The organism is Nocardia coffeae (assembly GCF_019890715.1).
Classification (GTDB): domain Bacteria; phylum Actinomycetota; class Actinomycetes; order Mycobacteriales; family Mycobacteriaceae; genus Nocardia; species Nocardia jiangxiensis.
Genome location: NZ_JAINZY010000004.1, coordinates 400,012 through 423,148, shown reverse-complemented (window position 1 = coordinate 423,148; position 23,137 = coordinate 400,012). Strand labels below are relative to the sequence as shown.

General features: G+C 68.1%; 16 protein-coding genes. 7 read left to right on the top strand and 9 right to left on the bottom strand.

The genetic code is table 11. The features are described from left to right. Positions 1 to 91 precede the first annotated feature (91 nt). The 8 genes from K7711_RS18655 to K7711_RS18620 form a co-directional block, all read right to left on the bottom strand. Positions 92 to 730, bottom strand: coding sequence for an alpha/beta hydrolase (locus tag K7711_RS18655; RefSeq protein WP_222970672.1), 639 nt, complete (start codon positions 728 to 730; stop codon positions 92 to 94). Continuing rightward, positions 727 to 1,413, bottom strand: coding sequence for an alpha/beta fold hydrolase (locus K7711_RS48945; RefSeq protein ID WP_222970671.1), 687 nt, complete (start codon positions 1,411 to 1,413; stop codon positions 727 to 729). Before K7711_RS48945 ends, K7711_RS18655 begins: the two co-directional genes overlap by 4 nt. A gap of 126 nt (positions 1,414 to 1,539) precedes the next feature. Then, positions 1,540 to 2,694: an XdhC family protein gene (locus tag K7711_RS18645; RefSeq protein ID WP_222970670.1), complete on the bottom strand. Its 1,155-nt coding sequence runs from the start codon at positions 2,692 to 2,694 to the stop codon at positions 1,540 to 1,542. A gap of 5 nt (positions 2,695 to 2,699) precedes the next feature. After that, on the bottom strand, positions 2,700 to 4,142 hold the full coding sequence (locus K7711_RS18640) for an NCS2 family permease (protein ID WP_222970669.1): 1,443 nt from the start codon (positions 4,140 to 4,142) through the stop codon (positions 2,700 to 2,702). Between the two features lie 160 nt (positions 4,143 to 4,302). Next, entirely contained in the window at positions 4,303 to 6,627 is a 2,325-nt protein-coding gene (locus K7711_RS18635; RefSeq protein ID WP_235747372.1) for a xanthine dehydrogenase family protein molybdopterin-binding subunit, read from the bottom strand. Positions 6,628 to 6,668: 41 nt separating this feature from the next. Further along, the gene (locus K7711_RS18630; RefSeq protein WP_222970668.1) at positions 6,669 to 8,063 is read right to left on the bottom strand and encodes an 8-oxoguanine deaminase; all 1,395 of its coding nucleotides are present in this window, start codon (positions 8,061 to 8,063) and stop codon (positions 6,669 to 6,671) included. Further along, positions 8,060 to 8,548 carry a (2Fe-2S)-binding protein gene (locus K7711_RS18625; RefSeq protein ID WP_222970667.1) on the bottom strand — a complete coding sequence of 163 codons (489 nt, stop codon included), beginning with the start codon at positions 8,546 to 8,548 and terminating at the stop codon, positions 8,060 to 8,062. The genes K7711_RS18630 and K7711_RS18625 overlap by 4 nt, the downstream gene beginning before the upstream one ends. After that, a complete protein-coding gene (locus K7711_RS18620) occupies positions 8,548 to 9,417 on the bottom strand; it encodes an FAD binding domain-containing protein (RefSeq protein WP_222970666.1) in 870 nt (289 codons plus the stop codon). The genes K7711_RS18625 and K7711_RS18620 overlap by 1 nt, the downstream gene beginning before the upstream one ends. Before the next feature lie 250 nt (positions 9,418 to 9,667). Here K7711_RS18620 and K7711_RS18615 point away from each other — a divergent pair, with 250 nt between their 5' ends. The 6 genes from K7711_RS18615 to K7711_RS18590 all read left to right on the top strand — a co-directional run bounded on the left by K7711_RS18615 (position 9,668) and on the right by K7711_RS18590 (position 17,750). Continuing rightward, positions 9,668 to 11,167 carry a PucR family transcriptional regulator gene (locus K7711_RS18615; RefSeq protein ID WP_222970665.1) on the top strand — a complete coding sequence of 500 codons (1,500 nt, stop codon included), beginning with the start codon at positions 9,668 to 9,670 and terminating at the stop codon, positions 11,165 to 11,167. A 25-nt stretch (positions 11,168 to 11,192) separates the two neighbouring features. Continuing rightward, entirely contained in the window at positions 11,193 to 12,383 is a 1,191-nt protein-coding gene (locus K7711_RS18610) for a PucR family transcriptional regulator (RefSeq protein WP_222970664.1), read from the top strand. Positions 12,384 to 12,548: 165 nt separating this feature from the next. Then, positions 12,549 to 14,027, top strand: coding sequence for a dihydrolipoyl dehydrogenase (gene lpdA, locus K7711_RS18605; protein ID WP_222970663.1), 1,479 nt, complete (start codon positions 12,549 to 12,551; stop codon positions 14,025 to 14,027). Positions 14,028 to 14,073: 46 nt separating this feature from the next. After that, on the top strand, positions 14,074 to 15,348 hold the full coding sequence (gene pdhA / locus K7711_RS18600) for a pyruvate dehydrogenase (acetyl-transferring) E1 component subunit alpha (RefSeq protein WP_308014816.1): 1,275 nt from the start codon (positions 14,074 to 14,076) through the stop codon (positions 15,346 to 15,348). Positions 15,349 to 15,414: 66 nt separating this feature from the next. Continuing rightward, the gene (locus tag K7711_RS18595) at positions 15,415 to 16,401 is read left to right on the top strand and encodes an alpha-ketoacid dehydrogenase subunit beta (RefSeq protein WP_222970901.1); all 987 of its coding nucleotides are present in this window, start codon (positions 15,415 to 15,417) and stop codon (positions 16,399 to 16,401) included. Between the two features lie 11 nt (positions 16,402 to 16,412). Continuing rightward, positions 16,413 to 17,750: a dihydrolipoamide acetyltransferase family protein gene (locus K7711_RS18590; RefSeq protein WP_222970662.1), complete on the top strand. Its 1,338-nt coding sequence runs from the start codon at positions 16,413 to 16,415 to the stop codon at positions 17,748 to 17,750. A gap of 123 nt (positions 17,751 to 17,873) precedes the next feature. On the opposite strand, the gene car is transcribed toward K7711_RS18590, so the two are convergent. Beyond that, positions 17,874 to 21,374, bottom strand: a complete 3,501-nt coding sequence (gene car / locus K7711_RS18585; RefSeq protein WP_222970661.1) for a carboxylic acid reductase — start codon at positions 21,372 to 21,374, stop codon at positions 17,874 to 17,876. 321 nt (positions 21,375 to 21,695) lie between these two features. Between car and K7711_RS18580 the strand changes: the two genes are divergently transcribed. Beyond that, complete coding sequence (locus K7711_RS18580; RefSeq protein ID WP_222970660.1) at positions 21,696 to 23,090, top strand: metallophosphoesterase; 1,395 nt, start codon at positions 21,696 to 21,698, stop codon at positions 23,088 to 23,090. Positions 23,091 to 23,137: the final 47 nt, after the last annotated feature.

Here is a 23,137-nt window from a genome sequence, read left to right as displayed (position 1 = left end):
TCCACAGCCTTCGTGCCGAAGTCCACCACGCTGCGGATATAGGTCTTCTGTTCGACCGAGGATGAGCGGCCGCACGACCTGCACATGCACGCTAGGGCGCGGTCGTGTCGGCGCGGCAGGTCAGGTCGGCCGATGGGCGGGTTCCGGTGTCCAGGTAGGTGTTGATCGCATCGTCTACGCATCGGCTCAGTTGAGGGCGGAACGTCATGTGTATTCGGACGTTCTGCAACGTGACCAGGCGTGTGGCAGGCATGGCACGGTGCAGGTGGACGCCGTTCTGGTATGGAGTGCGCGGGTCGTCTGTGGCCTGGATGATCAGTGCCGGGACGTCGTTGCGGACGACCGTTGCCGGCTCGGCCGGACGCGGCCAGTAGGCGCAGGGTTCGATGTTGTTGGCGAAGGCTCCGAAGACCGGTTGGGCGGTGCGGGTCGCCTGGATGTTGTTCCAGTACCAGGCCGGATCCTCGGGCGCGGCGGTGTCGCCGCAGGCGATTTCGGCCAGCGCGGAATCCTCGCCGTCACGCAGTGCCTGCACCAGGCTGCGCAGCTCGGAGCCGTGTGTGGTGGTCGGCGAGCCGGCCGCGGCATCGGCGATCTCCCGGATGACCTGGGCCAGTGACTCGTCGAGCCGGAAATTGTCCAGCAGGTCGTGCAGCAGGAACGGTAGCCAGTGGTCATCGATGGCGAAACCGTCGAGCACGATCGGACGCCGGGAAGCCGTGGTGATCAATCGCTCGATCGTGTGCCGCACGTCGGCGGGTGTCGCGCCGAAATGGTATGTGCCGCGCTGAGATATGTACCGTAGGACACGCCGTAGTAGCTGATCCGGCTCTCCCCCAGCGTCTTCCGGATCACATCCATATCTCGTGCGGTGTTCCGAGTGGTGAACTGCCGCAGCCGCGCCGGGTCGTTGCGCAGACAGCCGACCGCCATGCGTGCCGCCTGACCCGAATCATGCAGGAAACCGGCGAGATCCACGCCCGCGGAGTAGGTCATCTCGCCGACGGGCCATCCGCAGCTCGCCGCGGGCCCGGACGCCCCGACACCGCGCGGATCGAATCCGATCAGATCGTAGTGCGACCGCACATCCGGGCTCAGTACGTCACCGAGCAGATCCACGGTGTCCAGCCCGCTCGCGCCCGGACCACCGGGGTTGGCCAGCAACACCCCTCGGCGATGCGCGGGATCGGTGGCACGTACCCGCGACACCGCAACGGCCACGGTGCGGCCGTCGGGATGCGCGTAATCCAGTGGCACGTACACCTGCGCGCACTGCCCGCCGACATTGTCCAGGTCCGCGATCCCGCATGACTTCCATTGCGGCCGTTGCTGATCGACCCAGCCCGCGTCGTCCGCGTAACTCCACCAACGCGATCCGGGCTCTGCCAGCAGCACGACAAGTACCACTACCACCAATGTCGATTGGATCAGTCTCGCCAACAACCGATTACGCCTCTTCCGCGCTCGCAGCTCACCGCACGGGAACCGTAACCGAATCGAGGGCGGTCCGCCGGGTGGTCGTCTCGGCACGGGGAAGCGTCACCGCACGGGAAGTCTCGCCTGCGCGGTCGCGGACTCCATCGGTGGCGCGCCCAAGGTTTCGCCGGGTGCCGGGCGGTGGATCGTGGCGTCGGTGGCGCGCAGTTCGCGGCCCGAACCGCCGTGCCGGGCCGCGACGATCTCGGCGGCGACGGCCACGGCGGTCTCCTCGGGGGTGTGACCGCCGAGGTCGAGGCCGATCGGGGAATGTAGCCGGGAGAGTTCGGATTCGGTGAGTCCGGCCGCGAGCAGCCGGGCGGTGCGGTCGCGGTGGGTGCGGCGTGAACCCATCGCGCCCACGTAGGCGACGCGGCGCCGCAGCGCCACCTCGAGTACCGGCACGTCGAACTTCGCGTCGTGCGTGAGCACGCAGATCACCGTGCGCGAATCGACGTGCGTGCTTTCGAGATACCGATGCGGCCAGTCCACCACGACCTCGTCGGCCTCGGGGAAGCGGGCTTTCGTCGCGAACAGTGGGCGGGCGTCGCACACCGTCACGTGGTAGCCGAGGAATGCGCCGATTCGCGCGACCGCGGCCGCGAAATCGATGGCCCCGAACACGATCAGGCGAGGCGGCGGCACGGAGGATTCGATGAATACCGTGACTTCTCCTGCACCGCAACCGATCATTCGCACGCCGGTGGCACCGAGATCGAGCATCGCCCGCGCCTGCGCCACCACCGCCCGATCAGCGCACGCTACCGGCCCGCCACCCTCGGTGTCCTCGGACGGCTCCGAGACCCAGTCCGGCCCGACCGCGAGCGTCGCCCCCGAGCCCATGTCACGCACGAGCGCGACGGGACCGTCGGCCCGCAGGGCCTCGAGCAGTGCGTCGTGATCGCGCGAGCCGACCGGGTGCACGAAGACCTCGAGCACCCCGCCGCAGGTCAATCCGACCGCGAAAGCGTCGGAATCGCTGTAGCCGAACGCTTCCCGCTGCGGTGTGCCGGTTGCCAATGCCTCGCGGCACAGTTCGTAGACCGCGCCCTCGACACAGCCGCCGGAGACGGAACCCACGACGGTGCCGTCCTCGTCCACCGCCATCGCCGCGCCGACAGGGCGCGGTGCGCTGCCGGTGACGCCGATGATGCTGGCGACGGCGAATCGTGTTCCCGCAGAATGCCATCGCAGGATCTGCTCGGTCAGCTCGCGCATGATCACTACCCTCTCAACAGGACTTCGATTCCGGAGATGGCGAAGTAGCAGGCGAAGATCGCACTCACCACCCAGACCAGCCAATGGATTTCGCGGAATCGTCCGCGGGCGGCCTTGATCACCGTGTACGAGATCAGCCCCGCGCCGACGCCGTTGGTGATCGAATAGGTGAACGGCATCGCGACGATGGTCAGGAAAGCGGGCACCGCGACCTCCATGTCGGACCAATCGATCTTGCGCGCCTGGGTCATCATCAATGCCCCGACGAGCACCAGCGCGGGCGACGCGGCCTGAATCGGCACCACCCCGGCGATCGGGGTGAAAAATATTGCCAGACAGAACAATCCGCCACTGACCAGGCTGGTCAGACCGGTGCGCGCACCCTCACCGACACCGGTCGCGGACTCCACGTAGACGGTGCTGCCCGCGCCGCCGCTCGCACCGCCGATGATCTGCGCGAGGCCGTCCATCGTCAGTACTCGGCCGACTCCGGGCATGGTGCCCTTCTCGTCCAGCAGTCCGGCCTCGTCGCAGACTCCGAAAACCGTTCCCATGGCGTCGAAGAAGCCGGTCAGCACCAGCGTGAACAGCACGACGCCCGCGGTCAGCGCGCCGGCGCGGACGAAGCCGCCGAACGGGTCGACATGCAGCATCAGCCCGAAATCCGGGGCGGCGAACAACCGGGACGGCGCCTTGGGCACGACGGTCCCCCACGACTTCGGGTCGATCGTGGCCACCGCGTTGATCACCACGGCCAGCACCGTGGCGACCGCGATGCTGATCAGAATCGCTCCCGGCACCTTGCGGATGTACAGCGCGATCATCAGCAGCAGCCCGACCCCGAACACCACCACCGGCCAGCCCTGCAGATGTCCGTCGGGCCCCAGACTCACCGGCGGCCCCGAGGCCGAACCGTGCCCGACCACACCCGCCGAGACCAGGCCGATCATCGCGATGAACATCCCGATCCCGACGCCGATCGCATTCTTCAAGGCCAGCGGAATGGCGTTGATGATCATGGTGCGCAGCCCGGTCGCGGCCAGGATCACGATGATCACGCCCATCAGCAGCACCAGGCCCATGGTCTGCGGCCAAGTCATATGCGGCGCGGCTTGGAAGGCGACCACCGGGACCACGCCCAGGCCCGCGGCCAGGGCCAGCGGGACGTTGCCCACCAGACCCATCAGCACGGTGGACAATCCGGCGGAAAATGCTGTGGCCGTGGTGAGTTGCGCGATGCTCAGGTGCTTTCCGTCGATGTCGGTGGCGCCGGCCAGAATCAGCGGCACCAGCAGAATCACGTAGGCCATCGCCACGAATGTGGTGATGCCGCCTCGGATTTCCCGGGTGACGGTGCTGCCGCGCGCGCTCAGCCGGAAGATCCGGTCGAGCGCGGACCGCTTGGCGGTGGTGGCAGCAGGGGAAGTACGAGTCTGTACCTCGGTCATTGGCGTGCCCTCCTCGGGGCTGGAACGAGTACGCCGCGCTCTGCGTGTGATGCAGAGCAGTCGCGGCATCACGCCGACCTGCAGTCCGGCCGTCATCGGACCTGTAGTTCGGAATGCGGTTGTGGGGGCCCGGTCCACGCCGGGCGAGAACCCCTGTTGATCAACAGCTTCGGATGATGTCCTCGGGACGGACCGGAACCCGGCTCAGGTTCCCTGTCCCGCCGGCGGCCTTGCAGGCGTTGCGAATTGCCGAGACGACCGCGGGTGTGGACGAGAGAGTGGGAGGCTCTCCCGCGCCGCGCAGCCCGTAGGGGGCGTGCGGGTCGGGATTCTCCAGAATGTCCAATCTCTGTGTGGGAGTGTCGAGAATCGTGGGAATGAGATAGTCGGTGAACGAGGGATTGCGCACCTTTCCGTTGGTTACCTGAATTTCCTCCATGACCGCCAGACCCAGACCCTGGACGGATCCGCCGTGGATCTGGCCTTCGAGCGAGAGCCGGTTCATGATCCGGCCCACGTCCTGGACCGCGTCGAGAGCCACGACCTTGACCAGGCCGAGTTCGGTGTCCACGTCGACCACGGCGCGATGCACGCACACGGCCAGCTGGGTGTGGCTCCGGCCCTGTCCGGTCACCGGATCCATCCCGGTGGTGGGCCGGTGATGGTATTCGCGGGTTTCTTCGACGACCCCCTCATCGAGTACGTCGACCAGTGCCGCGAGCACCTCACCGGCTGCCGAGACCACCTTCCCGCCGACCAGCCGCGCCGCACCCGAGATACCCTGGGCCGCAGCGAGTTCCAGGACGCGGGCCCGCACGGCCTCGCAGGCGGTCTTGACCGCGCCACCGGTCATGTAGGTCTGGCGGGAGGCCGAGGACGACCCCGAATCCCCCACCGCGTTGTCGGCCGGGGCGATGGTGACCCGGTCGATGCCCAGTTCGGTGCGAGCGATCTGCGCCTCGACCGTGACCAGGCCCTGCCCCACCTCGGCCGCGGCGGTGTGCACCAGCGCAACCGGTTCTCCGGCAGTGACTTGCAACCGCACTCGCGCGGTGGACAGGTCGTCGTAGCCCTCGGAGAAGCAGATGTTCTTGATGCCCACGCCGTATCCGACGCCGCGAACGACGCTTTCGCCATGGGTGGTCTGGGACGCGCCGCCGGGCAGGTTGCGGATGTCCGAGATATCCGAATCCGGTGGCAGCGGCATATCTTTCAGCCGTCCCAGCATCGGCGCGAGCGGGGTCGGGGCGTGCAGTACCTGCCCGGTGGCGAGCTTGGACCCCTGGGTGACGGCATTGATCTGCCGCACGTGTACCGGGTCCATGCCGAGCGCTTCGGCGAGTTCGTCCATCATCGACTCGTGCGCGAAACACGCTTGTACCGCACCGAATCCGCGCATGGCACCGCACGGCGGATTGTTGGTGTAGACGCCGTAGGCGTCCACCTCGAGATGCGGGAATTCGTAGGGGCCCAGGGCGAGTGAGGATGCGTTGCCGGTGACGTTCAACGTCGCGGAGGTGTACGCGCCCCCGTCGAGGATGATCCGCACCTTCGCGTAGGTGAGTTTTCCCGCCCGGGTGGCACCGTACTCGTACCACAGATGCGCCGGATGCCGATGGACGTGGCCGAAGAAGGACTCCTCGCGGTTGTACATCATCTTGACCGGCCGGCCTGTGTGCATCGCCAGCATCCCGGCATGGATCTGCATCGAGAGGTCCTCCCGGCCACCGAACGCGCCGCCGATCCCGGCCATGGTCATCCGGATCCGGTCCTCGGGCAGGCCCAGGCACGGGCCGATCTGGGACAGGTCGTTGTGCATCCACTGGGTCGCGACGTAGAACTCGAGACCGCCGTCCTCGGCAGGGACCACCAGACCCGATTCGGGGCCCAGGAATGCCTGGTCCTGAATGCCGACCTCGTACTTCCGCGAGATCACCACGTCGGCCAGGGCCCGGCCGACGGCGATATCGCCCACGCGGACCGGCTGATGACGCGCGATGCCGCCGCGCTCCTGGACCCGATTGGCTTCCGGATCAGCCACCACCGCAACGGGATCCACGATCGGATCGAGCACCTCCCACTCGATCTCGATCAATTCCATCGCGCGGCGGGCGATTTCGGGATGGTCGGCGGCGACCAGCGCGATCGGCTCGCCGTGATGACGGACCTCGTCGATCGCGAGGACCGGCTGATCCCAGGTGTGGTCCAAGCCGTACATCTTGCGGCCCGGCACGTCCTCGTGGGTGAGTACGGCGTGCACGCCGGTGACGGCCAGCGCGGCGGCGGTGTCGATGCGCAGGATGCGGGCGCGCGGATGCGGGCTGCGCAGGGTCATCCCCCACAGCATGCCGTCGATCCACAGGTCCGAGGCATAGGCGAACTCGCCCTTGACCTTCAGGGTTCCGTCGGGACGCAGCGGGCTGCCGCCGACGCCGGCGTTGCCGGGTGCGGCCACCTCGGCCGGGAAGCGCGTAGAGCGGGTCATCGAAACTCCTGATCCGGTCCGTGATTTCGGCGAGACGGTCATCAGCGGTCCTGTCCGCGCAGCAGCCGATCACGGGCCGAGACCCCGGCCGCGGCGATGACGTCCTGTGCGACGGTGCGCAACTCGCCGTTCTCGACCACGGTGCGCCCGCCGACCAGCAGTCGCGCCAGTGGCGGAGTCGGGCCGAAGACCAGCGAGCACACCGGATCGGCGATGGCGGAACGGAATCCGTCGACCCGCCAGATCGCGATGTCGGCCAGCTTGCCCGGCTCGAGACTGCCGATCTCGGTGTGCCGACCCAGATTTCGCGCCCCGCCGAGAGTGCCGATCTCCAGCGCCTGGCGTGCGGTCAGGGCCGTCGGCCCGTACAGCGCACGCTGAAAGAGCATGGCCTGGCGCATCTCACCGGCCAACGAGGTCAGCTCGGAGGAAGCCGCGCCGTCCACACCCAGTCCGACCGGGGCGCCCGCGGCCAGCAGATCCCGCACCCGGGCGATTCCCGCACCGAGCCGGGCATTGGAGCTCGGGCAGTGCGCGGAGCCGGAGCCGGTCTCGGCGAAACGCTGAATATCCTTGTCGCGCAGATGAACCGCGTGCGCGAACCAGACGTCCGGGCCCAGCCAGCCGATCTTCTCCATGTATTCGACCGGGGTGCAACCCATCTGCTCACGACAGTGCCGATCCTCGTCGAGCGTCTCGGCCAGATGGGTGTGCAGGCGAACACCCTTGTCGCGGGCCAGGATCGCCGACTCGCGCAGCAGTGTCTCGCTCACCGAGAACGGTGAGCAGGGCGCGACGGCCACTCGCAGCATCGAATCGAAGGAGGGGTCGTGGTACTTGTCGATCACCGCCGCGGTCTCGTCCAGGATCCGATCGATCGTCTCCACGACCTCGTCCGGCGGCAGACCGCCGTCGGATCGACCGCGGTCCATCGAGCCCCGGCAGGGGTGGAATCGAAGCCCCACCTCCGCGGCCGCACGCACCTCGGCCTCGAACAGATCGCCACGGCCCGAAGGGAATACGTAGTGGTGATCGGTGGAGGTGGTGGTCCCGCTCAGTGCCAGCCAGCCCAGTCCGGCCACTGCCGCGCCATGGGTGATGTCGGCATCGATGCGGGCCCAGGTCCGGTACAGCCCGGTCAGCCATTCGAACAGCGTGGCGTCCTGATACAGGCCCTGGGTGGCCCACTGGTAGAGGTGGTGATGGGTGTTCACCAGGCCCGGGGTGACCAGGCACCCGGTGGCGTCGATACGCTCGGCGTCCTCGACGATCGGCGCGGGTCCACAGCCCAGGGCGGTGATCCGGCCGTTGTCGACGGTGAGGTGTCCGTTGTCGATCTCCTCGCCGACAACCGGTGCGATATAAGCGTTTTCGATGATGATCCGGCGGCCCGCAGACGATGGCGCCGCCGGATCAGCCTGCGATACCTTACTCATCGCGCTGCCGCCTTTCGCCGTGCGGCCACCCGCACCGCGTCGAGAATCTTCTCGTAACCCGTACAGCGGCAGAGGTTTCCGGCCAGCGCCTCGCGGATCTCCGCATCGGTCGGCTCCGGATTCCGCTCGATCAGGTCGTGCGCCTGCACGATCAGCCCCGGTGTGCAGAATCCGCATTGCACCGCACCGGCCTCCACGAACGCCTGCTGCACCGGATCGAGCCGGTCGGCCGACCCATCGGCATGAGTGGCCAGGCCCTCCACCGTGCGCACCGAACGTTCGTGCGCCTGCCCGGCGGCGACCAGGCACGAGCAGGCCGGTACGCCATCCAGATAGACTGTGCAGGAACCGCATTCGCCTTGTTCGCAGGCGTTCTTGGAGCCCGGCAGCCCCATCCGCTCGCGCAGCAGGTACAGCAGGCTCTCGCCTTCCCAGACGTCGTCGACGGTCTCCCGGACGCCGTTGACATGGACATTCACCCGCATCAGGCCGCTCTCCTCTGCGCCGCGAGATCGTTCCAGGCCCAACTCAGGGTGCGGCGCGCCATGACCGAGAGGGCGTGCGTGCGATAGTCGGCTGTGCCGCGCACATCGTCGATGGGTTTCGCCGCGGCCGCGACCAATGCGCCGAATTCGCGGGCGATCGTCTCGGTCAGCGGGACCGGATCGGCCCAGGGCAGTTCGCGCGCGAGAAAATCCTCCGCCGCGCGAGCCCGCAAGGGTGTCGGGCCGCAGGAACCGATTCCCGTTCCCGCCGTACGCGTTCGGGGATGTAATGCGATCGCGAAGGAACATACCGCGATGACCATGGCGTTGCGAGTGCCCACTTTCGAGAAATACTGCGGACCTGAATCGGGTTCGAGCCAGATCGCGCGAATCAATTCGTCGGGTTCGAGTGCATTCTTCTTGACCCACACGTAGAAATCGTCGATCGGAATCATCCGGGAACCGCGCGCGGCCGAGGTCACCTCGATCACCGCATTCGCGGCGAGCAACGCGGGATGGCTGTCACCGGCCGGCGACGCGGCGCCGAGATTACCGCCCACGGACCCGCGATTGCGGATCTGCGGCGAACCCACCGTGCGCGCGGCCTGGGCCAGTCCGGGTACACGTGTGCCCAGCTCACGGATGATCTGCACGTACGGAACACCCGCGCCGACGCGCACCCGGCCATCGATTTCCTCGATATGCCGCAATTCCGCGCACGGATTCAGATCCAGCAGTGCCGCCGGACGCCCCTTGTCGAAATTCAGCTCGACCATCACATCGGTGCCGCCCTGAATGGGGAGCGCCTCGGGAAAGGCGGCCCGCAATTCGAGCGCCTCGGCCCAACCGCCGGGTCGCAGGAATTCCATCACATCCCCCCGGCATTTCCGGGTGTGCACTGCCGCACCGTCATCTGACCTCCATCGGCATGAAACGTGTGAAGCCAGTACACCCGGCCGAGCCATCGCGCGGCCACGACCGGAACTCCGAACTGTGCGCTGGTTCACACGGGGTCGTTCGTACTTATCTCCAAATGCGATGACGCCCGCGTTACGGCGAGGTCACCAGTGCCCTCGATACGGCGACAATCGGGCGCGCAGGCTGTTAGCGTCCGGAATCATGCGTCTACGTTCCCTGCTCGCCATGACGGATCTGGGGCTCGAACTCGTCACCGGCGAAGAGGAGCTCGACCGGTTCGTGCGCTGGGTCGTCACCCAGGATCTGCCCGATCCCAGCCGCTATCTGTCGGGTGGCGAACTGGTGCTCACCGGTATGCAGTGGCGCAGCGGTCCGCAGGACAGCGAGACCTTCGTCGCGGCACTGGCCCGGTCCAAGGCGGCGGCGCTGGCCACGGGGGACGCCCGTTACGGCGAACCGCCCGAGGATGTGGTGCAGGCGTGCCGCAAGTACCGGATTCCGCTGTTCCGGGTGGATGAGCGGGTGGCGTTCGCGACCGTCACCGAACGGATCACCCGCATGCTGTCCACCGGCCGGGCGGCGGATCTGACCGCGATCCTGGACCGGCATCGCCAGCTGGTCTCCGGCACCGGCCTGGGTTCGGTACTCGATCTCATCGAACGCGATCTGGACATGCGCTGCTGGGTGATGTCCACGACCGGTCGGGTCGTGGCCGGACCGGCCGAGCCGCCGCCCGCGCGCACGGTCACCGAATTCCTGTCCGCGCGGCGGCTGCCGCACGTGGTCCGCGCCGAGCCGCAGCCGTATTCGCTGTTCGCGGTGGACGAATTCGGCACCTCCCGGGTCGCGGACTGGCTGCTGGTGTTCGATTCGGACTGTTCGGACTGGCCCGAACAGCGTCGCGCGCTGGCCGGAGAACTCGCGGCCATCGTCTCCCTCGAACGGGTCCGCAACGACGATCGCCAGCGCGCCGAGGGCCGCCTGGCCGAGGAACTGGTCCAGCTGATCGTCTCCGATGCCAAACCGGCGGAGATCATTTCGCGACTGGAGCTGACCGGGCTCGGGGTGACCGACAGCTATGTCGCGGTAGCCGCAGCGGCCGAGGATGTGCTGCGGCCCAGGGAGTTACGCGCGCTGTTGCGCGAAATCCTCTACGGCAGAACACCTGCCGCCGGTCTGGTGGACGGCGAGGCGATCGCGCTGATTCCCGCCGACGCCGACGCACGCACCGAGATCGGTTCGGCGCTGCGCACCCTCGAACCGGGTCTGGGCGGTATCCGCCTGTCGATCGGCGTCAGCGGCATCGTCGACGGCGAGGGGCTGCGCGGTGCGGTCGAGGAGGCCCGCTACGCCCGGCGGATGGCCGCCGGACGCGGGCGCGCGGGCGCACTGGTCGGCCACGACGAACTGGCCACCCACATGATGCTGCTGGCCAGCGTCCCCGACGAGGTGCGCCGGATGTTCCGGCTGCGCCTGCTGGACCCGCTGGTCACCTACGACCAGGACAACGGCGCGGATCTGGTGCACACCCTGCAGATATTCCTACAGACCAACGGTTCGTGGACCCGCAGCGCAGAACTGCTGCACCTGCACGTCAACACGCTGCGCTACCGCATCGCCCGGATCGAGGAGCTGACCGGCCGCGATCTGTCCCGGCTCGAGGACCGGGTCGACTTCTTCCTGGCACTCGCGCTGGGTTGAGCCGATCCGGCGTACCGTGCTGGCCATGGCATCGCCACAACCTGCCCTTTCGACGCCCGGGACGCGCACCCTGGCCCAGGCGTGCCGGGCCGACGTGCCGGCGATGACACGGCGACTGCTGGCGGCGATCTTCACCGACAACCCCGAATGGACCGACTACACCTCGGTCCCCCGCGCGGATCTGCGCGAGGGCTGCCGCCGATACCTGACCCGGATCCTGGATCTGCTCGGCGGCGCGAGCGGCGATCCGGAAACCGACGACGTGGCCGCGGCGATCGGACGACATCGCGCCGAGCAGGGCGTGCCGATGGAGGCGATGCTGCGAACCTTCCGGCTCGGCGGCGGCATCGTCTGGGAGACGTTGCTCGACAAGGCCGGAAGTGTTGGGCCACAGGAGATCCGGGAATCCGGGACGGCGATGTGGGCGGTGGTCGACGGGCTGTCCTCGGCGTTGGTGACCTCGTACCGCAATACCGAGCTGGAACAGGTCCGGCGGGACGAGCGCCGCCGCCACGCACTGATCGAGGATCTGCTCTCGGGCCGGGCACACGATGCCGCGTTCGCCGCCCGCGCCGCGCGCGAGCTGAATCTGCCCACGCAGGGTGCATATCTGGTGGTCGCGGCCCGCGGGGCGGGGCGGCCACTGCGGGCGGGCACCGAGACGGCGCTGTCCGCCTCGGGCATCCGATCGGTGTGGCACGACCGAGTGGACACCACGATCGGGATCGTCTCGCTGGAACATCGCACCGACGAGGCCGTCCTGCAACAACTTCGGCCGCAGGTGCGCGGGCGCGCGGGGGCCTCGCCCGCGGTGCCGGGGCTGGCGCAGGTGGATTCCGCGCACGCGCTGGCGCTCATCGCACTGCAGACCTTGCCCGGGGGCGCAACGGGTCTGGTGTCGCTCGAGCAGCGGTACCCCGAGGCACTACTGGTCCGCTCCCCCGATCTGACCGATCTGCTGCTCACCCACACCCTCGGCCCGGTGCTCGAACTACCGGACAAGGAGCGCGACATCCTGCTGCGCACACTGTCGATCTGGTTGGCGGAGAACCGTTCCGCGGCCAATGCGGCGCCGCGACTGCACTGCCATCGCAACACCGTGATCAATCGGTTGCAGCGGATCTCCGGGTTGCTGGGGCGTCCGCTCGAGGATCAGCGCGCGGCGCTGGAACTGTCGCTCGCCCTCGCCGCGCTCGGGCTCGACACCTCCCGGTAGCGCCGCGGCAGTCGGCCCCCCATTGGGCGCAGCGCCCAGTTTGGGAACGGAATTCCTGGGCTTGCGGTGCATTGTTTGTGCTCCGAGTGGCGACAAGACTCGACCTGGATGACTCGCGCCACAACCGGGCGCGGTCGTATTCGTTCGAGACGAGGAGCACCACGAGTGCCGGAATTCGATCTACTGGTGATCGGCGGCGGTCCCGGTGGCTATGTGGCCGCCATCCGGGCCGCTCAGCGCGGCCTGACGGTCGGGCTGGTGGAGAAGGAACGGCCCGGCGGGGTCTGCCTGAACTGGGGCTGCATTCCCACCAAAGCCATGTTGCGATCCGCCGAGGTATTCCAGACAGTCAGTGCCGCAGCTGATTTCGGCGTCTACGCCGATGACGTCCGCTTCGACTTCGCCGCCGTGCGCCAGCGCAAGGACGGCATCGTCAAAGAGCTCACCGACGGTGTCGCGGGACTGCTGAAAGCCAACGGCGTCACCGTGATCGAGGGCCACGCGCGGTTCACCGGGCCCACCACGGTGCAGGTCTTCGAGGCCGGAACCTCGCCGATCTTCGCTGGTGGCCCCCGCTACGCCGCGGCTCCCGGCGCGGCGGCGATCCGCGAGATCACCGCCACCGACGTCATCGTGTCGACCGGTTCGGTACCGGCGGTACTGCCCGTGCCGGGGGCGGATCTGCCCGGTGTGATCACCTCCGACGGCGCGTTCGGGCTGACCGAGGTACCCGAGCGCATCGTCGTCATCGGCGGTAGTGCGGTCGGCGCGGAATGGGCCAGCCTGTTCCACGCCTTCGGCGCGGAGGTCACCGTCGTGGAGATGCAGGATCGGCTGGTTCCGTTGGAGGACAGCGCGATCGGGACCGCCCTGGGACGCTCGTTCACCAAACGCGGCATCACCGTGCTGACCGGGTCCACGGTCACCGGCATCACCGAGGCGGCCGGAGCGTTGCGCGTCGCGGTCGGCGGGCCGCAGGCTCGTGAGGTGGACGCGGACGTGGTGCTCGTCGGCGTCGGCCGTCGTCCCAATACCGCCGCGCTCGATCTGGATGTCGCCGGAATCGACACCGACGCACGGGGTTTCATCCCCGTCGACGACCAGATGCGCACCGGTGTGCCGCACGTCTACGCGATCGGCGACGTCACCGGCAAGGCTCTGCTCGCGCACGTCGCCTCGCATCAGGGCCTCACCGCGGCCGATGCCATCGCCGGGCACGAGACGCACATCGACTACACGGTCATCCCGGCCGCCACGTTCACCCATCCGGAGATCGCGAGCGTCGGGCTCTCCGAGGAGGCCGCTCGCGCCGCGGGGCACGAGATCGTCACCGCCTCCTTCCCGTTCGCGGCGCTGGGCCGGGCCAAGACCTTCGGGGATACCGAGGGCATGCTGAAAATCGTTGCCGGGCAGCGCCACAACGAGGTGCTCGGCGTGCACATCATCGGACCGTCGGCCAGTGATCTGATCACCGAAGGCGCACTGGCCATCTCGATCGAGGCCACCCTCGACGAACTCGCGGGCACCATCCACGCCCACCCCACCCTCGGCGAGATCGGCATGGAGGCGGCCCTGGCCGGTCTCGGACTGCCGGTTCACATCGCGCCGCCGCGTAAGCGACCCGGAGGCGGCAGCAGAGCGTGACCACACCGGAAACGCTGTGCCGCATCGAACTCGAGGAGCACCACAAGTGACCACCGCAACTCCCCGCAAGCCCGGCCACAAGGCCACCCGTCCGGCCGACGGACGTCCGGCCACCGCCGCCAAATCCGTTCCGGCACAGGAATCGGAATCCGCGACCGCCGACGACACGCCCGCCACCGCCTCGGCCCCGCGCAAGTCCGCTCGTTCGAAGAAGACGGCCCAGGCCGAAACCGGCTCGGCAGCGCCGCTCGCCGATAACACGGCGACCGAGGCATCGACGGTCGAAAGCCGTATCGCCGCAACAGATCCCGAGTCGCTGCGCGACCTGTATCGCGACATGCTGTTCGTGCGTCGCTTCGAGGAGCGCACCGCCCAGGCGTATCAGCAGGCCCGGATCGGCGGCTACTGCCACCTGAACCTCGGCGAGGAGGCGACCGTCGTCGGGCTCGGCGCGGCCATGCGCCCGACCGACTACCTGTTCACCAACTACCGCGAGCACGGATACGCACTGGCCAAGGGTATCGAGCCCGGCCGGGTGATGGCCGAACTGTACGGCCGCTCCACCGGCACCTCGAAGGGCTGGGGCGGCTCGATGCACATGTACGACACCGCGACCCGGCTGCTCGGTGGTTACGCGATCGTCGGCGGCCAGGTCCCGCTGGCCATCGGCGCGGCACTGGCCATCGACTATCGCGGCGAGGACGACGTGGTGGTGTGCCAGATGGGCGAGGGCACAACGAATATCGGCGCATTCCACGAATCGCTGAACATCGCGGCACTGTGGCGCCTGCCCGTGGTGTTCCTGGTGATCAACAACTACACCGGCATGGGCACCACGGTCGAGAAGTCGTCGGCCGAACCGGATCTGTGGAAGCGGGCCGCGGCCTACCGGATGCGCGGTGAGCGGGTGGACGGCACCGATGTGCTGGCGGTCCGCGAAGCGGCGAGCGAACTCATCGAATCCGCACGGAGCGAGGGCAAACCGGCGCTGCTCGAAGCGGTCAGCCATCGGCTCAAGGGCCACTCGGTAGTCGACCCGGCCAAATATCGCAGCACCGAGGCGGTTTCGGAAGCCCGCGAACACGACCCGATCACGCTCTGGCACGCCCGGCTGCTCGCGGCCGGTGTGCTGAGCGAGGAGTCGGCCGCCGCGATCGAAGCCGAGGTCACCGAGAAGGTTGCCACCGCTGTCGAATTCGCCGAATCGAGCCCGCATCCGGACCCGTCCAGCCTGTTCGACTACACGTATGCGACCCCCGTCCCCGGGGAACTGCGCCGGCTGCCCGCCGACCCGCTGTTCCCGGCCGAGGCGCTGAGGTGACCCGTGCCCGTCACCCCGCATCGCGACGGCCCGTCGCTCACCCCGAAAGGTAATTCCGTGCCCGTCATCACGTATCGCGAAGCTCTGCGCGAGACGCTGCGTCAGGAGATGCGGCGCGACGACGATGTCTTTCTCATCGGGGAGGAGATCGGCGTCTTCGAGGGCTCCTACAAGATCACCGCCGGTCTGCTGGCCGAATTCGGGGAGAAGCGGGTCCGCGACACGCCGATCGCCGAGGAGGGTTTCGTCGGCGCCGCCATCGGCGCGGCGATGCTGGGGCTGCGGCCGGTCGTGGAGATCATGACCATCAACTTCTCGCTGCTCGCGCTGGATCAGATCGTCAATCACGCGGCCAAGATCTACGGCATGTTCGGCGGACAGACCAACGTGCCCATGGTCATCCGCACGCCCGGTGGCGGCGGTCAGCAGCTCGGCGCGACCCATTCGCAGAACATCGAGCTGTACTACGCGTTCGTCCCGGGCCTGAAGGTGGTCGCGCCCAGCACACCGGCCGACGCGGCCGCGCTGCTCAAGGCGGCGATCGAGGACGACGACCCGGTGCTGTTCCTGGAGAACCTCTCGCTCTACAACACCAAGGGTGAAGTGCCCGAGGACATTCCGCCCGCGCAGATCGGCAAGGCGGCGGTCACCCGGGAGGGCTCGGACATCACGCTGATCGGCTACTCCCGGATGGCGACGGTATGCACCCAGGTCGCCGAACGCCTTGCCGCCGAGGGCATCTCGGCGGAGGTGATCGACCTGCGCAGCCTGCGTCCACTGGACCGCGACACGCTCGTCACCTCGGTCCGCAAGACCGGCTGCGCGGTGATCGGCGAGGACGACTGGCTGACCTACGGCATCGGCGCGGAGGTGGCCGCATCCATCTCCGACGGCGCGTTCGACTACCTCGATGCGCCGGTGCGCCGCGTGGCCATGGCCGAGGTGCCGCTGCCCTACGCCAAACCGCTCGAGCGGATCGCCCTGCCGTCCGCCGACTCGCTGTACACCGCCGCCATGGAAACCCTTGCGGCCGTGGGCCGACGGCGGGCCTGAGAGGACCAGATATGCCTGAGATCATCATGCCCCGGCTCTCGGACACCATGGAGGAGGGCGTCATCGCGTCCTGGCTCAAACAGGTGGGAGATCCGGTGGCCCGCGGCGAGGTCATCGCCGAGATCGAGACCGACAAGGCTCTGATGGAGCTGGAAGCCTACGACGACGGGGTTCTCGAACAGATCCTCGCCGACGCGGGAGCGCGGGTGCCGATCGGGGAACCGATCGCACTCGTCGGGGATGGCAGCGGGACCGCGCGCGTCACGAGCGCCGCGGCACCGGAGACCTCGGCCGCTACCGGCGGCTCCGAGGTCTCCCCCGCTGCGCCCACACCCGATGCTTCGACGCCCGCAACGGGTTCCGTATCGCCGACACCCGCGGCCACACCAGGATCCGCGACACCGGACGATCGCACATCCGGCGGTTCGGCCACCGCGGACGGCCTGCGTCCCAAGTCCTCGCCGCTCGCACGGAAGATCGCCCGCGAAATCGGGGTCGATCTGGCGACCGTGACCGGCACCGGGCCCGGCGGGCGCATCACTCGCCGTGATGTCGAATCAGCGAAGCCCGCAACCGATTCCGGAACAGCCCCGGCAGCCGCACCGGCGGCGGCCACCGCCGAAGCCGCAGTAGCGCAACCGGTTCCGGCGTCGGGCGACTACGACGAGATTCCGCTGACCCGCATCCAGCAGGTCTCGGCCACCCGTCTCACCGAGAGCAAGCAGCAGGCCCCGCACATCTATCTGGCCAGCGCGATCGACGTCACCGATCTGCTGGCCTTCCGGGTGCAGATCAACGCGACGCTCGAATCCGCCGGAAAGGGCAAGGTCAGCGTCAACGACCTGCTCGTCAAGGCGGTCGCGGCCACCCTGCGCACGGATCCGTCGGTGAACGTCAGCTTCGCCGGTGACAAACTCCTGCAGCACAAGGGAATTCATCTCGGCGTCGCGGTGGCGACCCCGGCCGGGCTGCTCGTCCCGGTGATTCACGACGCGGACCGCAAGAGCGTCTCGGAGATCGCGGCCGAGAGCCGCGACAAAGCCGAACGCGCCCGGACACGCAAACTGCGTGCCGAGGAGATGTCCGGCGGCACCTTCACCATCTCCAACCTGGGCATGTTCGGCATCGAACAGTTCACCGCGGTCATCAACCCGCCCGAATCGGCGATCCTGGCCGTCGGCGGCGCGAGTGACGAACTGCGACTGGATGATTCGGGCGCGGTGGTGGCCCGCAAGGTGCTGCGGGTCACGCTGTCCGCCGATCACCGGGCCATCGACGGCGCGGTCGCGGCGAAGTTCCTGCAGCAATTCAAGGATCTGCTGGAGCACCCCCTGCGGATCATCACGTAGCAGCCCGCTCGAGGCAGTGGAGAGGGCGACGGCGCCCCGGTTCACACCGGGGCGCCGTCGCCGGCTGTTGCCGAAGCCACGGACACAGCTACCCGCGCACCGTTGAGCGGGTGGAATGGTGGCCTACAACAGTTTTCGCAGTGCCAGGTCGGTGGCGTACTTCTCGATCAACGCCCGGTCCAGATGCGGGATGTCGCGCTCGGCGCCCAGTTCGGCGGCCTGCACCGCGGCCTGGAACTTCTTGGCGGGCAGAGCCGCACCGCGCTGCGGCCTACCCGGAGCGCGGTAGGCGTGCAGCAGCGGCAGCAACGAATGCCGGCGTTGTTCCTCGGGCAGCCCGCGCACCGCGGTCTCGAACCTGCGGAACCATTCGCCGTAGTCGTCGATCCGCTCGATCGCATGCCCCGCCTCGATCAGCCAGTCCACGAATTCGTCCAGTGAGATGCCGTCATCGTGCGGGTTGAGCACATCGAAGGTCTCGAAACCGGCGGTGACCTGGGCGCCGAGCGCGGTGATCGCCAGGGCGGTGAAATCGGCGGGCAGCCCGTCGTAGTGTGAACGCTGCCGCTCGCCCCGAGAGTCGGTGGCGTAGAAGGATTTCGGCGCCAGTCCGGTGGCCAGCAGGCTCAGCAGCAGCCGGGTGAACATATCGGGGACGTTCAGCTGACCGGCGTAACGCGAGTGGGCCAGGATCATGTCGGACCGGAAGACCGCCACCGGAAGACCGCACAGATCGTGCGCCTCCCGCAGCAGCACCTCACCGGCCCACTTGCTGTTGCCGTAGCCGTTGGCATAGCCGTCGTCGATCGAGCGCACCGCGCTGACCTCGCGGATGTCGCCGTCCTCGGTGAACGCCTGGGGCGCGACCTGCGCCGCGACGGCCACCGTGGACAGATAGGTGACCGGCTTGATCGTCGTGGTCAGGGCCAGCCGGATCACCTCCGCGGTGCCCACCACGTTGGGACCGAACAACTGCCCGTACGGCAGCACGTGGTTGACCAGGGCCGCCGGATGCACGATCAGATCGACCGTCTCGGCGAGGCGAGTCCAATCCTGTTCACTCACACCGAGATTCGGCTCGCCGATATCACCGGCGAGCACCTCGAGGGTGTGTTCGGCCAGTGCGCGATAGTGCCGGGCGAGTTCCGGATCGCCGCTGTCGAAGACCTCGTCCAGCCGGGCGCGCGCCGCGGCCGCATCGACGCCGCGCACCACACAGATCAGTCGGCCGCCCGACGCGGACAGCCGCTCGAGCCATTCCAGGCACAGGAACCGGCCCAGATAGCCGTTCGCACCGGTCAGCAGCACCGTGGCGGGAACCTGCGCGGCACGCGGCAGGTCCGGGGCGGCATCGAGTGTCGGGCGGTCGATGAACTTGTCCAGGGTGAGATCGGCGGCGCGAATCCGCGTTCCGGTCCCGTGCACACCGGCGACGGTGGGCCGGGTACCGCCGGAATCGCGTTCGGCCTCGATGTATCGGGCCAGCGCGGTCAGGTCGGTGGCGGGGCCGACGATCACACCGACCGGGACCTCCACTCCGAAGATCTCCTGCAGCAGTGTGGAATACGTCAGCGCCGAGAGCGAATCGCCGCCCAGATCGGTGAAGTGCACGTCCGGGCGCAGATCCGTGGTCGCGCAGCCCAGCAGCGCTCGCGCGGCGCGCCCGACCGTCTCGAGCACCGGCAGATCGGCGGCCTCGCGGCGCAGTGCGGCCAGTTCGTCGTCCTGTTCCCGCGCCAGATCGACGTAGAGCTGCTCGAGCCGCTCGCCGTAACGCTCTTTGAGCTTGGGCCGCAACTGTTTCGCGATGCCCGACAGCAGTCCGTTGTCGAGGGTGAACGGCTCGGTCTCGAGCAGGAAGGCGCGCGGGATCTCGTAGGAGTTCAGCTCGGCCACGCGGGCCACGCGTTGAAGCGATTCGGTGATCGCCGCGGTCAGATCGGCGGTATCGGGATGTGCGGCAACCGATTCGGGCGTCGGTACGATGACCGCGAGCAGATACGCGCGCTCACTGCTGCCGTACAGATAGATCTGGTGGACCAGCGGACTGGCCGCGTAGACGGCTTCCAGCTTGGCGACCGTGACGAACTCGCCCTGCGAGAGTTTGAGCACGTTGTTGCGCCGGTCGACGTAGAACAGGTGATCGGGGCCGTGTTCGGCCATGATGTCACCGGTGCGGTAGAAGCCCTCGGCGTCGAAGATCTCCGCATTCAGTTCGGGGCGCCGGAAATAGCCGGGGAAGAGTGTCTCGGCCTTGATCAGCAGTTCCCCGCGCGGATAAGGCTTGTCGGTGCTGAAATAGCCCAGCTCCGGGACGTCGATGAGTTTGTAATCGGTCACCGTCGGCCGGACGACGAGGTTGTCGACGATGACGCCGCCGGAGGACTCGGTCGAGCCGTATCCATCGATCAGGCCGAATCCCAGTACCGAGGCCATGAATTCGTGCAGTTGCGCCGAGAGCGGCGCACTGCCGGTGATCGCCATGATGAAGCGTCCGCCCAGAACCTCGTCGCGCAGTTCGACTTTCACCTCCTGCTCGACCGTCTCTGGTACGCCCCCGGCGGCCACGCGGCGATCGACTTCACCGCGGAAACGCTGGAACAGCATGTCGCATATGCGCGGGACGAAGAACAGCACCGTGGGGCGCGCCAACGCCAGATCGTCGAACAGCGTGGACATATCGCTGCGGGCGGCGAAATACACCGTGCCGCCGCGACCCAGGCAGGACAGCAGCGAACCGCGTCCGGCGACGTGGCTCATCGGCATGAAGCTGAACCCGATCGACGGCAACGGCACCTCCACGCCGTTACGCCACATCCGGGTCACCATGCGCTCGGAATACATTGCGCCCTTGGGTGTTCCGGTACTCCCCGAGGTGTAGACCAGCAGGGCCAGCGCATCCTCGTGCGCACCGGTGTGCAGTGGCGCCTCGGGGAGTTCGCCGCCCTGTTCGATGACCTCCGCGAGGACCCGCACGGATACCGGACGATCGGCCAGGCGAGCGCGGGCGGATTCGACCGCGGCGCGATGATCGTCGTCCTGCGGATGATGGTCGAAGACGATCAGCGTGCTCGGCAGTTCGGTGGTCAGCACCAGATCCACTGCGGTGTCGAGCTGTTCGACGCTCGCGGCCAGCACGCGCGGCCGGGTCTCGGTGACGATCGGGGTCAGCTGCGCCGCGGACGCACCGGTCTGCAACGGCACCGACACCGTGCCCAGTGCGGTGCAGGCCAGATCCACCACCGTGTAGTCGGTGCTGGTGAATCCGAGAACGGCGACGAAATCGCCTGGCCGGACCGGTGATTCGGCATCGTGATACCAGGCCGCGGCGACAGCGGTGACGCGCCGCCACATCTCGCCGTAGGTGATGGTGTCGTAGCGCGGCAGCAACCGCCCGCGAGTGTGACCGGTCTCGTCGGTGACGAACTCCATCGCCCGCCCGGCCAGCGCCGGACGGTCCGCATACCCCCGCACGAGCATCTCGATCGACTGTGCCAACGACACGTCCGTGCGAGCCACCGCCGCGCCGACATCGGCATCCGGAATCGCCGCGCGAACCTGCGGGTCGCGGGCGACCAGCTCCATCATCCGCCGCCCCAGTTCCTGCCGCGCTGCCTCGTCCATACCTCGACCTCCCTCGAATTCGTCCGACGCCCCGATGCCCCGCCGCGGACATCCCAGCGATGCATGTATTCCGCAATTAGTTTCAGATACCAACTATCCCAGTCCGGTGACCAGGCAAAGTCAAGTCCGGGACCAGCACTTTCGGTATCCGGCAAGCTCAGGACCACTGTCTGATATCTCACTCACCCCCGTGCAGTGGTCTGTGCTACCCGCACCGAAATATTCAGCACGGGCCGCCGAATTGGTCATGTTCGGGCTCCGGACCGTTCAACCGGCCCCCCTACCGTCGGATCATCGGGCCGTACCCGGGCGGAGGTTTCCATGCTGAACGCACGTCTGCGAGCGACCTGGGTCGCCAATGCCGCCTCGGGGGCGGCCGCCGTCACGGTGGGAACTCCGTTCCGCACCCGGTCGGCGTTCACCGTCCATCGATCCGATCGCGTTCGGGTGCACCAGGATTCGCTGGTCGCCTCCGAACTCGAGGTGGTGACCGTCACCGACAGTTCCGCGATCCTGACCTGGACGACCCGGGCCCGCGATCACGCCGGACGGCTGCGCCCGGCGCCCGCGGACACCGAGATTCGCATCGCACCCGCGGACGCCACGCATCCGCCCCGGCGATACAGCATCGACTCTCGTCCCACCGCATACCACTACGCGCAGATCGAGGGACTCGAGCCGGGCCGCGCGTACCGATTCGAGGCGTATTCCGGCGGCTGCCGCGCCGTCCCGGCCCGGACCCTGGTCACGCGCCGCGCCGGATCACCGGAGACCACGGGCGTTTTCACCACGCTCACCCCGCCGCCGGGCCCGCTGCTGCGCACGATCGCGCTCGCCAACGACGTGCACTACGGCGAGAGCACCAGCGGCCTGATCGTGGCCGGATTCCCGAACGGGCTGCGGCACGACACCGACAGCCATCCGCAGATCATGCTCGACGCGCTGCTGAGCGATCTGCGCGCACCCGATCGCGGCACCGATCAACTCATCGTGGCCGGTGACATGACCGATTCCGGCACGCTCGAGCAGTCCGCAGCGGTGCGTGCGCGCCTGGATGCCTGGGGTGCGGCGGGCCGGGACTACTTCGTCTGCCGCGGTAACCACGACGTGTCCCGCGAGGGCGACCCCTGGGGATCGGTGTTCCACGCCCGGGGACGACTGGCCGTCTCGGACGTCGACGGGCTGCGCATCATCGGCCTGGACACGACCCGCCCGCGCGGCTCCGGCGGCACGCTCACCGCACCACAACTGAGCAATCTGCGCGAGGTGCTGGCCACCGATCCGGACCGGCCCACCCTGATGTTCGGGCATCATCCGGTGACTTCCTCTGCGGCGGTGAGCAATCCGGCCGGACCGGGATTCGTGCTCGACCGCGCCTCGGCTGCTGTGCTGCACTCGCTGTACCGCGGCGCGCCGGGCGTGTTCCTGCATCACACCGGCCACACCCACCGCAATCGAGTGGGCCGCCCGGACTCCCCCGTCAACGTGGAATTCCTCGAAGGCGCGGCGGTCAAGGAGTATCCCGGCGGCTATCTGCTGCTGCGCATCTACTCCGGCGGCTACATGGTGAATTTCTACAAGACCCGCGCCGAGCCCGCACTCTGCTGGAGCACCCGGACCCGGCGGCAGTATTTCGGGCTGCATCCCGATCACGCCCTGGGTAGTTGCGCCGACCGCAATCACGCGGTGCTGCGGGACTTTTCGGGGTTGCGGTAGTCCCACCCGGTCACGGGGGTATTCGTCCGGATCGACGGGTATGTCCC

What these genes read in the sequence shown, in the direction of transcription:
- car (WP_222970661.1), bottom strand. Translation starts at nt 21,374, where the DNA reads ATGGACGAGGCAGCGCGGCAGGAACTGGGGCGGCGGATGATGGAGCTG.
- K7711_RS18610 (WP_222970664.1), top strand. Translation starts at nt 11,193, where the DNA reads ATGGCATCGCCACAACCTGCCCTTTCGACGCCCGGGACGCGCACCCTG.
- K7711_RS18640 (WP_222970669.1), bottom strand. Translation starts at nt 4,142, where the DNA reads ATGACCGAGGTACAGACTCGTACTTCCCCTGCTGCCACCACCGCCAAG.
- K7711_RS18625 (WP_222970667.1), bottom strand. Translation starts at nt 8,548, where the DNA reads ATGCGGGTGAATGTCCATGTCAACGGCGTCCGGGAGACCGTCGACGAC.
- K7711_RS18580 (WP_222970660.1), top strand. Translation starts at nt 21,696, where the DNA reads ATGCTGAACGCACGTCTGCGAGCGACCTGGGTCGCCAATGCCGCCTCG.
- K7711_RS18615 (WP_222970665.1), top strand. Translation starts at nt 9,668, where the DNA reads ATGCGTCTACGTTCCCTGCTCGCCATGACGGATCTGGGGCTCGAACTC.
- K7711_RS18635 (WP_235747372.1), bottom strand. Translation starts at nt 6,627, where the DNA reads ATGACCCGCTCTACGCGCTTCCCGGCCGAGGTGGCCGCACCCGGCAAC.
- K7711_RS18630 (WP_222970668.1), bottom strand. Translation starts at nt 8,063, where the DNA reads ATGAGTAAGGTATCGCAGGCTGATCCGGCGGCGCCATCGTCTGCGGGC.
- K7711_RS18620 (WP_222970666.1), bottom strand. Translation starts at nt 9,417, where the DNA reads ATGGAATTCCTGCGACCCGGCGGTTGGGCCGAGGCGCTCGAATTGCGG.
- K7711_RS18590 (WP_222970662.1), top strand. Translation starts at nt 16,413, where the DNA reads ATGCCTGAGATCATCATGCCCCGGCTCTCGGACACCATGGAGGAGGGC.
- K7711_RS18645 (WP_222970670.1), bottom strand. Translation starts at nt 2,694, where the DNA reads ATGCGCGAGCTGACCGAGCAGATCCTGCGATGGCATTCTGCGGGAACA.